Here is a 15759-nt window from a genome sequence, read left to right on the forward strand (position 1 = left end):
CGTCCAGCTAAAACTTGTTTCATTCTTTTAGAGGCTGCCTGTTAGGGCCTGCTCTCCAGAATACCGGCATCAGGCGATCCACCATCCGGACTTGCCCTAGCGATTGACGCACGAACGGAGCAGCTTTCGATGTTAAAAATTGTCCGGCTAGCCCTAACGCGGCCCTACACGTTTATCGTGCTTGCGTTGCTGATCCTGTTGATTGGCCCGCTATCCGCACTGCGCACGCCGACCGATATCTTTCCCGACATCCGCATTCCTGTCATCAGCGTGGTGTGGAACTATGCGGGCCTGCAACCGGACGACATGGCCGGGCGCATCGTCACTTACTATGAGCGCACGCTGGGCACTACCGTCAACGACGTACAGCACATCGAGTCGCAATCGTTTCGCGGCTACGGCATCGTCAAGATCTTCTTCCAGCCGACTGTCGATATTCGCACCGCCACGGCCCAGGTGACGTCGGTTTCGCAAACCGTGTTGAAGCAGATGCCGCCCGGCACGACGCCGCCGCAGATCCTGAACTACAACGCTTCGACCGTGCCGGTGCTGCAACTCGCGCTCACCAGCAATACGCTCGACGAGCAGAAGCTCGCCGACTACGCGACCAACTTCATTCGCCCGCAATTGCTGAGCGTGCCGGGTGTGGCGATTCCAACCGCGTACGGCGGCAAGACCCGCGAAGTGCAGATCGACCTCGACCCGCAAGCGCTGCAGGCGAAGAAGCTCTCCGCGCAGGACGTGGCTGACGCACTCGCGCAACAGAATCAGATCATTCCGGCCGGCACCGAAAAAATCGGCCGCTTCGAATACAACATCAAGCTGAACAACAGCCCGCTCGCGCTGCAGGAGCTGAACAACCTGCCGATCAAGACGGTGGACGGCGCAACCATCTATATTCGCGACGTCGCTCACGTGCGCGACGGCTATCCGCCGCAGACCAATATCGTGCGCGTGGACGGTCACCGCGCGGTGCTGATGAGCATCCTGAAGAACGGCTCGGCCTCGACGCTCGACATCATCGCGGGTGTGAAGGCGCAACTGCCGCGCATCGAGGAGACGCTGCCGCCGGGGCTCAAGCTCGTCACGATGGGCGACCAGTCGACCTTCGTGAAAGGCGCCGTCAGCGGCGTGGCCCGCGAAGGCATCATCGCCGCGGCGCTGACCTCGCTGATGATCCTGCTGTTCCTCGGTAGCTGGCGCTCGACGCTGATCATCGCGGCGTCGATTCCGCTTGCCGTGCTGGCGGCGATTGCCGGCCTCTCGGCGATGGGCGAAACGCTCAACGTGATGACGCTCGGCGGCCTCGCGCTGGCGGTCGGGATTCTGGTGGACGACGCCACGGTCACGATCGAAAACATCAACTGGCACCTCGAGCAAGGCAAGGACGTGAGAAGCGCGATCATGGACGGCGCCGCACAGATCGTCGGACCGGCCTTCGTCTCGCTGCTGTGTATCTGTATTGTGTTCGTGCCGATGCTGCTGCTCAACGGCATCGCCCGCTTCCTGTTCGTGCCGATGGCCGAGGCGGTGATCTTCGCGATGGTCGCCTCGTTCGTGCTGTCGCGCACCTTCGTGCCGATGCTCGCGCAGTACCTGCTGCGCCCGCACGCCTCAGGCGGCCATGCCTCCGGCGAGCTGGCTGCCATGATGGAGCCGCACGACAGCCATCACCACGCGCCGCCTTCGCGCAATCCGCTGGTACGGTTTCAGCGCGGCTTCGAGCATCGCTTCGAACGCGTGCGCGGCGTCTATCGCATCGTGCTCGGTCTCGCGCTGACGAACCGCAAACGCTTTGTGACCGGCTTTCTGATCGTGGTGGGAGCCTCGTTCCTGCTCGCGCCGTGGCTTGGCCGCAATTTCTTTCCGAACATCGACTCGGGCGAAATCGCCATTCATGTCCGTGCGCCGATCGGCACGCGCATCGAAGACACCGCCGCCGAATTCGACCATATCGAGAACGCCGTGCGCAAAGTCGTGCCGCCCGATCAACTGGGCAGCATCATCGACAATATCGGCCTGCCCAACAGCGGTATCAACCTGACCTACAACAATAGCGGCACGACCGGTCCGGAAGACGGCGACATCATGATTTCGCTAAACGAAAATCATGCGCCCACCGCCGGCTACGTCAAGACGTTGCGCAAGCTGCTGCCGCGCGAATTCCCCGGCACGACCTTCTCTTTCCTGCCCGCCGATATCGTCAGCCAGATTCTGAACTTCGGCTCGCCTGCGCCGATCGACCTGCAGGTGGCCGGCCCGAACCAGGACGCCAACCATCGCTACGCCAATGAAGTGATGCGCCGCATGCGCCTGATTCCGGGCATTGCCGATACGCGCATCCAGCAGGCCTCGACCTATCCGCAGTTCACTGTCTCGGTGGATCGCTCGCGGGCGGACGAACTGGGCATCACCGAACAGGACGTCACCAATTCGGTGGTGGCGAGCCTGTCCGGCACGAGTCAGGTGTCGCCGACTTACTGGCTCAATCCCCATAACGGCGTGTCGTACCCCATCGTCGCGCAGACGCCGCAATACCGGATGGAATCGCTCTCGGCGCTGAACAACCTGCCGGTCACCGGCAAGAACGGCCAGTCGCAGATTCTCGGCGGAATCGCGACGATCGAGCGCGGCGTGGGCGATGCGGTCGTCTCGCACTACAACATCGAACCGCTCTACGACGTGTTTGCGACCACCCAGGGGCGCGACCTCGGCGCGGTGGCCTCGGATATCCAGCACATCCTGCACGCAACGGCCAAAGACGTGCCGAAGGGTTCCATCGTCACCTTGCGCGGTCAGGTGGAAACGATGAACAGCGCATTCCTCGGACTCTCGCTGGGTCTGGTCGGCGCCATCGTGCTGATCTACATGCTGATCGTTGTCAACTTCCACTCGTGGTCCGACGCGTTCGTGATTGTCACCGCCTTGCCCGCGGCGCTCGCCGGGATCGTCTGGATGCTGTTCACCACCCATACGCCGCTCTCGGTGCCGGCGCTGACTGGCGCGATTCTCTGCATGGGCGTGGCCACCGCCAACAGTATTCTGGTGGTGAGCTTCGCCCGCGAACGGCTCGCGGTCACCGGCAATGCGCTTGTCGCGGCGATGGAGGCCGGCTTCACGCGCTTTCGTCCGGTGCTGATGACCGCACTGGCGATGATCATCGGCATGGCGCCGATGGCGCTCGGTCTCGGTGACGGCGGAGAACAGAACGCACCGCTCGGCCGCGCGGTCATTGGCGGCCTGATCTGCGCGACCTTCGCCACCCTGCTGTTCGTACCGGTTGTGTTCAGCCTCGTGCACCGTCGCGATGCGGCGAAGCACCCCCCTGCCAAAGACAAAGATCACCCTACTTCCGAAACCGGAGTCCTTCATGTCCACTGAGATCGAGATCAATTCGCCGAAGCGGCTGCGCCATCTGAAGCTGGTCGGTATCGTCGTGCTGCTCGCCGCCGCGGGGGTCGTGACAACCGGCATCTTCACCCGCGTGCACGCCAAGCAGGAAATGACCGCATGGTCCGCCGCACAGGCCGTGCCGACCGTGGTCGCTTACACGCCGAGCCGCCAGGGCGCGACGCAAGCGCTGATCCTGCCGGGACACCTGTCGGCCTTCGTCAACGCGCCGATCTATGCACGCGTGCCCGGCTATCTGCACGCGTGGTACGCCGATATCGGCACGCATGTGAAAGCCGGCCAGCTGCTCGGCCTGATCGACACGCCCGATCTCGATCAGCAGCTGCTGCAGGCCAAGGCCGATCTGCAGAATGCGCAGGCGAACGAAAAGCTCGCGGCGTCCACCGCAAAACGCTGGACCGAGATGCTCAAGCAGGACTCCGTCTCGCAACAGGACACCGATGAAAAGACCAGCGACCTCGCCGCCAAAGAGGCCACCGTGGCAGCCGCCCAGGCGAACGTGAACCGCCTCGAAGCGCTCGAATCGTTCAAGCGGATCACTGCGCCGTTCGACGGCATCGTGACCGCGCGCAAGACCGATATCGGCGCGCTGATCGACGCGGGCGGCGGTGACGGTCATGAACTCTTCACGGTGTCGGACGCGCGCCAGTTGCGCGTCTACGTCAGCGTGCCGCAAAGCGACGCCGCGGCCATCAAGCCCGGCATGACGGCGACGCTGACCGTGCCGGAGCGTCCCGGGATGAAGTTCGACGCGAAGCTTGTCGACACCGACGATTCGATCACGCCGTCTTCGGGCACCCTGCTCGTGCAACTGGAGGTCGACAATCAGAACGGCCTGCTGATTCCCGGCGAGTACACCGAAGTGCACTTCTCAATGCCGACCAATCCGCACTCGCTGCTGATTCCGGCCAGCTCGCTGATCTTCCGCCAGAGCGGCCTGCAAGTGGCGGTGGTCGGCAAGGACGATCACGCCGTTCTCAAGCCCGTCACCATCGCCACCGATCTGGGCACCCAGGTCGAGATCGGCTCGGGACTCGAGGCCAGCGACCGGGTGATCGACAACCCGCCCGACTCGATCGCAAACGGCGACGCGGTGCGGCTCGCCACCCCGCATGCCGCGAATGCGCCGGCCACCTCGCTTGCCGATCATCGAGAGGCGGAGCGCGCTCATGGTTGAGCTCAAGTTCAAGCGCACCGTTTGCGTGGCGCTGGCGGTTGCCGCCCTGTTTAGCGGCTGCTCGTTCGCGCCGACCTATCAGGTGCCGCCCACCGCGATTCCGACGGCGTTCAAGGAAAGCGGTGCGTGGCAACTGGCCAGGCCTGCCGATCAGGTGCCGCGCGACGGCTGGTGGAAGGTGTATCGTGATCCGGTGCTCGACAGGCTCGAAGTGCAGGTGGCCGCGGCCAACCCCGATGTCGCCGCTGCGGTTGCGCGTCATGACGAAGCCAACGCGTATCTCGCCCAGGCGCGCTCGGGGCTGTTCCCGACCATCGGCGCTGAAGCCGACGTATCCAGCAACCGGCAATCCGACAACCGTCCCTTGCGCGGCTCGAATCAACCCAACGTCTACGGCTCGAACACCGTGGACGTGGGAATCAGCTACGACCTCGATCTCTGGGGCAAGGTACGCAATGAGGTCAGCGCAGGCCGCGCTGCTGCCGAGGCGAGCGCGGCGGATCTCGCGTCGGTGCGTCTTAGCCTGCAGGCGAGTCTGGCCGACGCGTACTTCAACCTGCGAGGGCTCGACGAGCAACAGCAGCTTCTCGCCGACACCATCAGCACGTACGAGCGCGCCTTGAAGCTGACGATGAGCCGTCACGCCGGCGGCATCGCCTCGGATCTCGATGTGTCGCGCGCCCAGACGCAGCTCGCTTCGGCGCGCGCGGCGGCCGAGGACGTCAAGGCGCGCCGCGCGTTGTATGAGCATGCAATCGCTTCGCTCACGGGCGTGCCGGCCTCGTCGTTCGGTTTGGCGCCGTCGATTGGTCTCGCGTATCTGCCGTCCGTTCCAACCGGGCTGCCGTCCGAACTGCTGCAGCGGCGCCCCGACATCGCCGCGGCGGAGCGGCGCGTGGCTGAGGCAAACGCGAAGATCGGCGTCGCCAAGGCGGCGTTCTTCCCGGACGTCTCGCTGGGACTCGATGGCGGCTTCCAGAGCGATACGCTGTCGCCATGGATCATGGCGCCCAATGAGATCTGGTCAATCGGTCCGAGTCTCGTGATGACGCTGTTCGACGGCGGCCGTCGCGAGGCGATCACGCAGGAGGCGCGCGCCAAGCTGGCGGAAAACGGCGCGAAGTATAAGGCGACGGTGCTGCTGGCGTTCCAGCAGGTCGAGGACAACCTGGCCCAGTTGCATCATCTGGGCGATGAGGCGACTCAGGAAAACGAAGCGCTCACCGACGCGCAACGCACCCTGGATCTTTCGATGTCGCGCTATCGTGATGGAGTGGTCAGCTATCTGGATGTAGTGACGGCGCAGACCACGGAGCTGAATACGCAGATTCTTGCGTTGAACGTGAATACGCGGCGCTTGCTGGCTTCGGTGGGGTTGATCGAGGCGCTGGGTGGGGGGTGGTCAGGTGATCAGCCTGCGGTGGCGGCGGCAGCGCCTGCTGTGCCTGTTCAGGTGCGGGCGCAACCGGTGGGGGAGAGCAAGCTGGCGGATGCGGGTTAGCGTTTGTGTGAATTGCGGGGCGCCTCGCAGGCACCCTGCAATTCGGCGTCCCACTCCGCGCATCGCTCTGACTATGCCTGGTCGAACAAAAAGACGTCGCCGGATCGCTCCGGCGACGTCTTTCATTCAGCCCTGCGCTTGCACTGGTTGCGCAACGTATGCACTTAGAACTTGTGACGCAGCCCCACCGCCACCACCGTCTGACTATTGCTGGCCGAAGCCGCCAGCGAATACACCGAAGCATTACCCAGCACCGCCACGCCGTCAGCACCCGTCACATGCTGATACACGCCTTCCAGGTACACGTCCGTGCGATGCGACAGTGCATAGTCAGCCTGCAGCATGAACTGGTTCCACTTCGGCGAAATGGCGCTGCCCGCCGTGCTGAAATGGCCATCCGTGTACGTATACGAACCGCCCAGCGAGAAAGCCGGCGTAAGCGCGTAGCGTGCGTTCAGTTCATAGTTGTTGAAGGTCAGGAATTCGCCGTTCAGCGTTGCATATGAACCGCCCTGCTGGATCTGGTGCGGATCGTCGAGCATCGTGCGCGTGAAGACGAGGCCAACCGTGGCCGGACCAAACACATAACGGCCTGCCGCACCAAAGATACGCTGGCGCGCACCGGTCAGCGTGGCGTCATTGTCGCTGCTGCTCAGCGCACCGCCCGTGTTGCTCGGATCGTTGACGCCGCCCGGCTGGTTCGCCTGCAAATACGCCACCGCCAGGTTGAACGGACCGCCCGCCCACTGCGCACCCAGGCTGTATGCATTGTTGTTGCTGAAACCGCCCGCTGCGTTGCTGAACGCGTATGCGCCGCCGAACGTCACGCCGTCATACGTCGCGCTGCGATACTTGACCGCATTGTTCATGCGGAAGTCGTTGTTCAGGTTGTCGTTGTCGAACGGATGGTCGGCAATGTTGCCGCCGAAGCCCGAGCCCGTTGCCGACAGCGGCGCCACGAAATCGACCAGGAAGTCGTACTGGCGCCCCAAGGTCATCGTGCCGTACTGGTTGCTCGACAGACCCACCCACGCTTGCCGGCCGAACAGATCGCCGCCGTTGCCGAGCTTGCCGTTGTCGACGTTAAAGCCGTTCTCGAGATCGAACACCGCGCTCAGGCCACCGCCCAGATCTTCCTTGCCACGCAGGCCCCAGCGGTCAGTGCTGAGGTTGCCGCTTTCCATCATCCAGTTGTTGTGGCCGCCGCCGGTCGCCTTCTGGTTGCTGACATAGTCGATCCCGGTGTCGAGCGTGCCGTACAACGTCACGCTGCTCTGCGCATAAGCGGCCGTGGTGCACGTTCCCGCCAACGCGACCAGTGTCGTTAGCATTACTTTATTCATATCTGATTCCGGTGAGAGAAGCCGTTGATCGTGCATCGCCGCGCATAAGCAGGCCGACGATGCACCGTCATCCCGCGTAGCGTGCGGGTACCGGGAATTTATGATCAGCGGGTGACACAGCCGTGATCAAATCTGCTCGTTTAATGAAAGCTTTTTTAAGTTAATGACACGATCCGGATAACTTTGCGGCGACGTGCCGGCAACGGCGCGCCGCCGATGGCGCGTTCACGGCAGCGGCGCGACGCTTGTGTGCTGGCGGATGAATTTCTTTTCACGTGCACACCATCAATTCGCTACACCCGGTTGACTATCCTGTTCATCAACCAAGCAGCGAAGGACTCCCCACCTCTCTCTTGCCTCGCGCTTCGGTCAATCAATCTGAAGTCCGTCAATCTGCTTACGTTAAGGATAACTAACATGAAATCACTGATGATCGCCATCGCTTTGGTGGGCACTACGGCTACCGCTTCTGCCTTCGCACAATCCAGCCCGCCGGCCCCGCAGCAACCCGCTGCGGCCACACAAATGGCGCAGAACTCATCCGCGGACGTGCAGCAGGACGGTCAATGGGTGCCGCCGGACGCTCAGGCCAATACGGGAAAGACGCGGGCCCAGGTTTATCAGGAACTGGTGCATGCCGAGCAGGACGGTGAGCTCAACTATCTCAACTCGACCATCTATTCGCACTGAGGGTCGTGAACGATCGCCAAGGGGGCAGCTTTCGAGGCTGCGCCCTGTAGCCTCCCCTTGGTCGCAGCACATCGCGATAAAACGTCCCCACCTTACCGACATCCTGATTCCCCGAAGCGCATTATTCAATCAGCAGCTAAACTCAAGACGCGAACGGGCCATCGCGCCTCGAACGTTTGTAGAAAGGCAATCGATGACGCGCATTGCGCTCGCATTCCCCTTTGCTGTGGCAATCTTAGGAGAAACCCATGTCCCCTCACCCCGCCGATAACGGCATCGTCACCGTGCCGACGAATCACTCCGTCGAGCGGGCTGCCGACAGGCTCGCTTCACTGATCGAAACAAAGCAGATCATCCTGTTCGCCCGCATTAACTTCGCGGCGGACGCGCAGCGCGCGGGACTGGAGATGCTGCCGTCGCAATTGCTCGTGTTCGGCAATCCGCGCGCCGGGACACCGCTGATGCAAGCCGCACCCACGCTGGCGCTCGATCTGCCGCTCAAGGTGTTGGTGTGGCAGGACAGCGACGGCCGCGTCTGGTTCTCGTACAACGCAACGGACTATCTGCAGGCACGGCACGACGTGCCTGCAGAGCTGGTAAAAGCAATCGACGGTATCGGCGCGCTCGTGCAGTCCGCGGCGCTCGGCTGAACCGGGCGAGCGGCCGCTGGCTTAGCGTTAGCGAGCCTCATGGTTTGGGGCACTAGACGGAGAACAGTCCGTCGTGGCCGAACGCAAGCCTCGCGAACCGCTCACCAATGCGACGGTGCGCACGTCCGTCCGGATGCAGTTGATCGGGAAGCGGCAACTCGGTGAAATCCCTTTCTCCATAGAGTTCAAGGCCGTCGAGATAGCGCAGATGGGGATCGTCGGCCTCGCGCTGCTGAACGATCCGTCGCAATTCCTCCCGGATGACGGTCAATGTCAGTTTCCCGGCCTTACGCTCCGCTGGGTCACCCGTCGCCCGAAACGATATTTTCCCTGCGGCCAGCGCACTCATATCGAATGCCCCGGGGCCAGGCGTGTCTTCATGAATCGGACAATAGAGCGGCGAGATAACCAGCAGCGGCGTGACCGGGTGGCCGTCCCGAATGGTGTCGAGAAAGCCGTGCACCGCCGAAGTAAACGCACGTAGCCGCATCACATCGGTGTTGACCAGGTTGATGCCGATCTTGAGGCTGATCAGGTCGGCGGGGACGTCCCGCATCGTTCGAGCCGTGAACGGGTCGAGTAAGGCGCTCCCCCCGAAGCCAAGATTGACCAGTTCCACGTCTCCAAGGGCGGCGGCAAGCGCTGGCCAGATCGAGGTGGGACTGTCGCCATTGGACCCGTGGCTGATGGAACTGCCGTGATGCAGCCAGACTTTTCGACCGTCGCCGGCAACAGGCTCGACGCGGGCGTTGGTCCGTAGCGCGACAAGCTCCGTAGTTTCGTTGTGCGGCAGCCATATCTCGACTCTCTTGTCGTGGCCACCCAGGCCGCTGAACCGGAGCGTGTCGAGCGCGCCCGAGCGTTTCGAAGCCGTGCCGGCGGCCATGTCGACGGTTACAATGTCTCCGCCGTCCGCGCTCGTCTGGCAAACGAGGCGGCCGTCGATCAGCAGGTCATACACGCCGGCGGGCCGCGACGGAGCACCGGCATAGACGTAGCGGGTCGGCAGGACGTCGACTTCGATGTCGGTCGCCTGAGTGCGGAACGCGAGCCGCACGCCCGAGGGTTGCGACTCGACCATCGCCAGTTGAGAGTCCGTGCATTGAGCGCGTGCGCGAGCGGGCAGACGGTGCGGCATCAGCCCCCGTCCGGTTTGTTCGATCTCGAGGGCGCCGCGCAAGAGCTCCCGGCTGATGGGTGTCGTGAGCCATTGATGCTGATGGTTCGGCATGTGATCTCTGTCCAGTTAAGAGCATGCGATCTTACCAGGCTCCAGCGCGGGACCTTGCATCGAATTGAAGCCGCTACTTTGTCTTGTCCGCACGCATGAAACGCAGCGCAAATCGTACGAGCCTGGGCATTGTCCCGGGGCGCAGCAGACGGCGATCGTAGCCGGCAAAGCGCCGCTCGCTTTGCGCGAGGCACAGCATCATCAGCTCGCGTACGCCGATATCGACCGAAGACACCGCTTGCGCGCCGCTCACGGTGAAGTTGTTATCGTGCTTGTGCTCGTTGCCGTCAGCGTCGAGCGTGCGTGCAAGGCTCATCCGTTCCCAGCCGAGAAAGGCCCACACGGCGGCCACTTTCAGTTCGAAGCGGATACGTTGCCACCAGGACAGTTGGGCGCGATGCCATGCCACCCAGTTTGCAAACAGCAGGATATGACGGCACTCTTCCTGCATGACCGGCTCGAAGGTATCGATCAGTTCAGGCGGAAACAGCCCCGAGCGTTGCGCGACTTCGAACAGGCCGAAGGCGAAGAAGCTGTCGATGCATTCGCTATAACCTGTCACCAGGTAGGCCCACTCGGCGTCTCTGGGATACACATAAGGCGCTTCGCTCGCGAGCGAAATGCCGTACGCGGCCACCATCCGCGAGAGCACCTCCTTATGGCGGTTTTCTTCCCATGCATTGAGTGCAAGCGCGTTGCGGACGTCTGGCTCGTCAATGGTGGCGGCATACGCCGCCATACGCAGCCGTGCCTTGCCCTCGGTCTGCACGGCGATATCCCAGATGGGCAGGGAAACAATCCGCTCGAGCGCACCGGGCTCGAGCACGGGCCATTCGATGACCGATGGACGGTAAGGATTGAAGGTCTCGCGAAACATCCGGCACATCTCGCGCCGATGCGCGTCGGAGCCCGGTTTGAGTGGGCCAGTCACGCTGCTGGTCCACTGCCGGGCGTTGCGGTCCGCGACGTCGACGGTCGCGGGGTCCGGTCTGTGCTGCGGCAACACAGGGGCGGCAAAGCCTTGGATCAGCCGCTCCACTGCAAAGGTGTCAGAGATCGAATCACTCATTCTGGAGACTCCCAGCTGAATGCATGACGACGAATTCTGACATTGTTCGAGCGGGCTTGCACTGAAGCGGGCACATCGCATCCGGTGCAAGCGCAGACGCATGCTGTCTGTATTTCGCAGCAGTGCAACGGACGCCGTCAAGCGCCCTTCAGATCGCCTCGCGCGGCCCGGTTCTGATCTGATAACCGTAGCGGCTCACGGTCTCGATGTGCACCTGCGGCAGATGCTGCGCGAGCTTGCGCCGCAGCCGCGATACCACCAGATTCACGCTTGACGGGTCAACATCGTCCTTCTCCGGCCACGCGTAGCGAATCAGTTGATCGCGCGGCACCGGCGCATTGAGCTGACGCATCAGGCACTCGAGCAGCAGGTACTCGCGGCGCGTCACCACGAGGCGCCCTTGCCCATCCACCAGTTCGCGCGTGAGCGGGTCGAGCGTCAGTGCCGTGCTCGCGGCGGCGGCCGCGGGCGGCAGATCGTGCGCCGCCCGCGAGACGGCGTTGCGCCGCAGCGCCTGCATGCGCTCGTGCATTTCAATGAACGAATACGGTTGCCCGAAGCAGGCGTCCGCGCCGGCCCGCAACGTACGGGTACGGTCCTGGGCGCTCGACTGGCCGAGCACCACGACGATCGCGGCGCCCGTCGCAACCTCGACGAATTCCGGCAGCGCCGCGATCAGGCCGTCATACGAGGCCGCTTCGAGCGACACGAGGACGATTGCGTCGAACGGCTCCTGAGTGGCGAGAAACGCACCGTCGCGCAGGTCGTCGGCGCGTTGCAGGCTATGGGCACTCTCCTGCAAGGCTTTGTATAGCCACGCGGATTCGGGATGCTGCGCGGCGACGAACAGGATGCGCATTCAGCCTCCCATCGAAGCAGGCAAGCAAGCAGAAAGAAAAGACGCAACGGTCATGCGAGCGTCCTCGACCAGCATTCGATGCGCACCCGCGTGCCAGGATCGGCGTTGCCGAGGCGCATCGTGAAGTCATGCACGCGCATGACCGCCGAGACGATGGAAAGCCCCAGCCCCGAGCCTGCGAGATGGCGCGTGCGCTCGCCGCGATAGAAGCGTTGCAGCACCGCGTCGCGTTCTTCGAGCGGAATGCCCGGGCCGTTATCGACAATCTCCACCAGCGGGCCGGCCGGCGTCTGGCTGAGCGACATCCGCACGGTTCCGCCCGGCTGCGTGAACTTGAAGGCATTGTCGAGCAGGTTGCTGAACGCTTCGAACAGCAGCGCGCGATCGCCGTAAATCGCCTCGACCGCAACCGACTCCACCGCAAACTCGAGCGAGCGGATTTCGGCGAGCGGCTCGTACAGTTCGCCGACTTCGTCGACGAGCGCCTTCAGCTCGACCTCGGCAAAGCCGCCGCGCCGCTGCAGCGTGCCGATCTCGGAGATCCGCAGCATGGCGCGAAAGCGGTCGAGCAGCGCATCGGTTTCAGTGCGGGCGCGCTCCACCAGACCGGCGAGCGCTGCGTCGTCGACACGCTCGGCGCGCTCGGCGACGTGCACGAGCAAGGTCCGCACATGTGCGAGCGGCGTGCGCAGGTCGTGGGCGATGCCGTCGCAGGCGCCCTTGACCTCGTTCATCAGCCGCTCCACTTCTTCGAGCATGTGATTGACGAGATGCGCCAGCATGTCGATCTCGTCGCGTCCGCCGATCGGCAGGCGCTGGCCGAGGTCGCCCTGGGCGATGCGCAGGGTGACACGGCGAATCGCTTTCAGGCGGCGCATCTGCCGCACGCTGAGCGCAAGGCCGCCGACCACGCCGGCCACGAGGCAGAGAATTCCGCCGCCGATCAACGCATTGATGATGGTCTCGCGAATCCGCAGGATGTGGGTGAGATCGCGCGCCAGCACGAGAATCTCGCCGTCCTTGCGACGCTCGGCCATGGCGCGCACCACCGGCGCCGGCTGCCCGCTCATCACCTGCAAGGTGTGCTCGAGCGTCACGCCGCGCCGGTCGACCGGCAGATCGGGCGGCAGTTTCATCACATCGCCGGAGATATGCTGGCCGTCCGCCGTGAACAGGCCGTAATAGTTCGCATGCATCCGTTCATGTTCGAGCCGGCGCTGGATCGCGGCGGCCAGATCGGTGTGCGGCATCGAATCGAAGTAGATAAACTGCCACTCCATCACGACGTCGGTCTCGCGCTCCATGTCGCCCGTCACCGCCCAGCCGATAAAGCCGAGCAGCGACATGACCGAAATGGAAAAGATCAGGGCATAGACCGTGATCAGGCGGAAGGTGGTGGAATGCCAGCGGCGCCCCAGGGCGGATTGCGCGGGGAAAGAATTGTCCGTCAAGGTCGTCTGCTCACGCGAGGATATAGCCCGAGCCCCGCACGGTCTGGATCATCTGTTTGACCCCGGGCGGGTCGATCTTCTTGCGCAGGCGGCCCATATGCACGTCGATCAGGTTGGTGCCCGGATCGAAGTGATAGCCCCATACCGCTTCGAACAGCATGGTGCGGGTGATGGTCTGACCGGCATGGCGCATCATGAATTCGAGCACGCGGTATTCGGTCGGCAGCAGCACGATCTCTTCGCCGTCGCGCTGGACCTTGCGCGAGATCAGATCGAGTTCGAGCGGGCCGACGCGCAGCGTCGTCTCGAACGGGGTGGCCGGGGTTTGACTGCGGCGCAGCAGCACTTCGAGGCGCGCGGTCATTTCCTCGGGATCGAAGGGTTTGGTCAGGTAGTCGTCGCCGCCTGCGCGCAGCCCACGCACGCGTTCGTCGACGTCGCCGAGCGCGCTGAGCATCAGCACCGGCGTCTGGATGCCGATGCTGCGCATGGTGGTGAGGATGGTCAGGCCGTCCACGCCCGGCAGCATACGGTCGAGCGTGATCACGTCGTATTCGTCGCTGATGGCGCGCGCCATGCCGTCGCGGCCGTTCGCCACCCAATCCACGGTGAAGCCGCGGCTTTTCAACTCACCGACAATTTCGTTCGCGGTGATCTCGTCATCTTCGATTGTCAGCACTCGCGACATGATGATTTCGCGCGCCGCAGCGAACTCAGCCATGGTGAGCGGCGTGCGCGACTGGTTATCAGCAGAAGGACATGATGCCATATTCGGCTTGCGGGTTGAGTTCGGGACCGGGCGGCGCCACGGCGTGGGGACAGCGATGTGCAAAGGCTACCCGTTCGCTTTTAACGGTCAAACATCGGTTTCATTAAAAAATATTTAGGTTGGCGCCCCGCCTCACCACAGGCGGGCGTTTGCGGCCGGCACGCTCGCTCCCGGCCCGGCCGGCCGCAGCGTAAGAATGAAACAACTTTCATTCTTACGAGGCCGGTCCGCCAGCGCTCATCCCCTAGCCTGTCTGCATCCGGCGGCCCGTCGTGGCTCTCGCCGGTGTGACCTTACCCGGAGAAATGCAGACATGAAGCTCACCACGAAAACCACCACTCGAACCGTCTTGACGGCCCTGCTGCTCGCAGCCAGCGCATCGGCCATGGCAGCCCCGCATCTCACGCCGCAGGAGTGCAACGATTATCCGTTCAAGCAACTCAAGGGCGAGGTCACGCACCGTCAACTGATGACCGAGTTGGGCGAACTGGAGGCCGTGGGCTACAACCCCGCCGACGACGACAACCTCTACCCCGCTGATCTGGAAGCGGCCGAGAAAAAGCTGCAGGCCGAGTATCGCAGCGACTGCGCGCCGATGAGCCATGCGCAGGACGCCGGCAACACCACGGCGCCGGCCGGCGCGGCCCCGGCGAATCCGGCGGGCTAGCCGATGGGCCGCGAGACGCGAGACTGCACTGGCGGGGTCTCGCGTCGGCCCCGCTTTTATCCCGGCTTTTACCTCTGCCTCTGCCCTGCTTATACCTCTGCTTCTACCCTGCCTCTGTCCCGGCTTCTGCCCAGACCTCTCCCCCGAAGTCGAGCCCGCCGCGCCCCTCACGAATCCCCCGCATCGCGCTACGTTTTTTTCCTGGTGGAGTCAACCGCTCACCTGCTTTAGAATCGCCTAAAGCAGCGTCGAATCTCAATACCGCTTTTCATCACGCCGTATATAAGTATTAACGCGAGGCTCGATAAGCTTACAACATCATTCCGCATATCGTTGAAGACAAAGGATTTTTTTGGCTGAACCCTGCAATATTGTAAGCAAAGGGTTCCCATGTACTTCACACGATTAGAGTGCCACCTCTAAACACAGTATGCCCCCATCAAAAAAAGTTTGACGCCTGATTTTGAACTGATATCGTTCCGTCGCAGGAATCACAGCCGCGACTAATGCGGGCCTGTGAAATACGTGTGACGTTCGGGCATCTTTTCGGCCGTCGCAGCCTGTGCCAAACCGAAGGGGATGTGTCAAATACCGTCTATTAGTACTTCTACGCAGATAGATTACTGGCTGCTTCCGCTCATCCCCGCGGTCCACTCAGAATCTGTCCGATGCGGGCACGCGCCTTGCACACAGTCGGCGAGACGCCGTCGAAACCCGGGATCGGAGTTCAGGCGCAGGCCTCAAGGCTCGAGTCGAGTGGTACGGTGTGCCCCATCTGGAGTCCAAAAAGAATGTTGCGTGCTCAAATTGGGCTGAAGTAAACAATGTTTCGACGTAGCAAGAACGCTGCAGTCACGGAAATGGGCGGTTCACGCCGGGAGGAACGAAGGTGGTCATGAAAGTAGAAGGGCAGTTTCCGGCGGGCGCGTCCGCGGTTCAGA

12 protein-coding genes are annotated in these 15759 nt (G+C 62.9%); 6 read left to right on the forward strand and 6 right to left on the reverse strand.

Features of this window, described 5'->3' with window-relative positions:
• Window positions 1-129 precede the first annotated feature (129 nt).
• The 3 genes from FFS45_RS24945 to FFS45_RS24955 are packed head-to-tail and all read left to right on the forward strand — an operon-like array spanning window position 130 to window position 6089.
• Window positions 130-3381, forward strand: a complete 3252-nt coding sequence (locus tag FFS45_RS24945; protein ID WP_137957295.1) for an efflux RND transporter permease subunit — start codon at window positions 130-132, stop codon at window positions 3379-3381.
• A complete protein-coding gene (locus FFS45_RS24950) occupies window positions 3371-4588 on the forward strand; it encodes an efflux RND transporter periplasmic adaptor subunit (RefSeq protein WP_137957296.1) in 1218 nt (405 codons plus the stop codon). Before FFS45_RS24945 ends, FFS45_RS24950 begins: the two co-directional genes overlap by 11 nt.
• A complete protein-coding gene (locus FFS45_RS24955) occupies window positions 4581-6089 on the forward strand; it encodes an efflux transporter outer membrane subunit (RefSeq protein ID WP_137957297.1) in 1509 nt (502 codons plus the stop codon). Before FFS45_RS24950 ends, FFS45_RS24955 begins: the two co-directional genes overlap by 8 nt.
• Before the next feature lie 164 nt (window positions 6090-6253).
• Here FFS45_RS24955 and FFS45_RS24960 read toward each other — a convergent pair whose 3' ends face one another.
• Entirely contained in the window at window positions 6254-7432 is a 1179-nt protein-coding gene (locus tag FFS45_RS24960) for a porin (RefSeq protein ID WP_137957298.1), read from the reverse strand.
• A 417-nt stretch (window positions 7433-7849) separates the two neighbouring features.
• On the opposite strand from FFS45_RS24960, the gene FFS45_RS24965 reads away from it, so the two are divergent.
• Entirely contained in the window at window positions 7850-8122 is a 273-nt protein-coding gene (locus tag FFS45_RS24965) for a DUF4148 domain-containing protein (RefSeq protein WP_137957299.1), read from the forward strand.
• A 248-nt stretch (window positions 8123-8370) separates the two neighbouring features.
• Window positions 8371-8772, forward strand: coding sequence for a DUF302 domain-containing protein (locus FFS45_RS24970; protein WP_137957300.1), 402 nt, complete (start codon window positions 8371-8373; stop codon window positions 8770-8772).
• Between the two features lie 52 nt (window positions 8773-8824).
• Here FFS45_RS24970 and FFS45_RS24975 read toward each other — a convergent pair whose 3' ends face one another.
• The 5 genes from FFS45_RS24975 to FFS45_RS24995 form a co-directional block, all read right to left on the reverse strand.
• A complete protein-coding gene (locus tag FFS45_RS24975; RefSeq protein ID WP_137957301.1) occupies window positions 8825-10003 on the reverse strand; it encodes an SGNH/GDSL hydrolase family protein in 1179 nt (392 codons plus the stop codon).
• Window positions 10004-10076: 73 nt separating this feature from the next.
• On the reverse strand, window positions 10077-11072 hold the full coding sequence (locus FFS45_RS24980; RefSeq protein ID WP_137957302.1) for a ferritin-like domain-containing protein: 996 nt from the start codon (window positions 11070-11072) through the stop codon (window positions 10077-10079).
• 148 nt (window positions 11073-11220) lie between these two features.
• On the reverse strand, window positions 11221-11931 hold the full coding sequence (locus FFS45_RS24985) for a response regulator transcription factor (RefSeq protein ID WP_137957303.1): 711 nt from the start codon (window positions 11929-11931) through the stop codon (window positions 11221-11223).
• Between the two features lie 50 nt (window positions 11932-11981).
• Complete coding sequence (locus FFS45_RS24990; RefSeq protein ID WP_249362915.1) at window positions 11982-13382, reverse strand: HAMP domain-containing sensor histidine kinase; 1401 nt, start codon at window positions 13380-13382, stop codon at window positions 11982-11984.
• Between the two features lie 10 nt (window positions 13383-13392).
• The gene (locus tag FFS45_RS24995; protein ID WP_137957317.1) at window positions 13393-14070 is read right to left on the reverse strand and encodes a response regulator transcription factor; all 678 of its coding nucleotides are present in this window, start codon (window positions 14068-14070) and stop codon (window positions 13393-13395) included.
• A gap of 394 nt (window positions 14071-14464) precedes the next feature.
• Here FFS45_RS24995 and FFS45_RS25000 point away from each other — a divergent pair, with 394 nt between their 5' ends.
• Complete coding sequence (locus FFS45_RS25000) at window positions 14465-14818, forward strand: DUF4148 domain-containing protein (RefSeq protein ID WP_137957304.1); 354 nt, start codon at window positions 14465-14467, stop codon at window positions 14816-14818.
• The last annotated feature ends 941 nt before the right edge of the window (window positions 14819-15759 follow it).

The organism is Burkholderia sp. 4M9327F10 (genome assembly GCF_005503145.1).
In the GTDB taxonomy this organism is placed as follows: domain Bacteria; phylum Pseudomonadota; class Gammaproteobacteria; order Burkholderiales; family Burkholderiaceae; genus Paraburkholderia.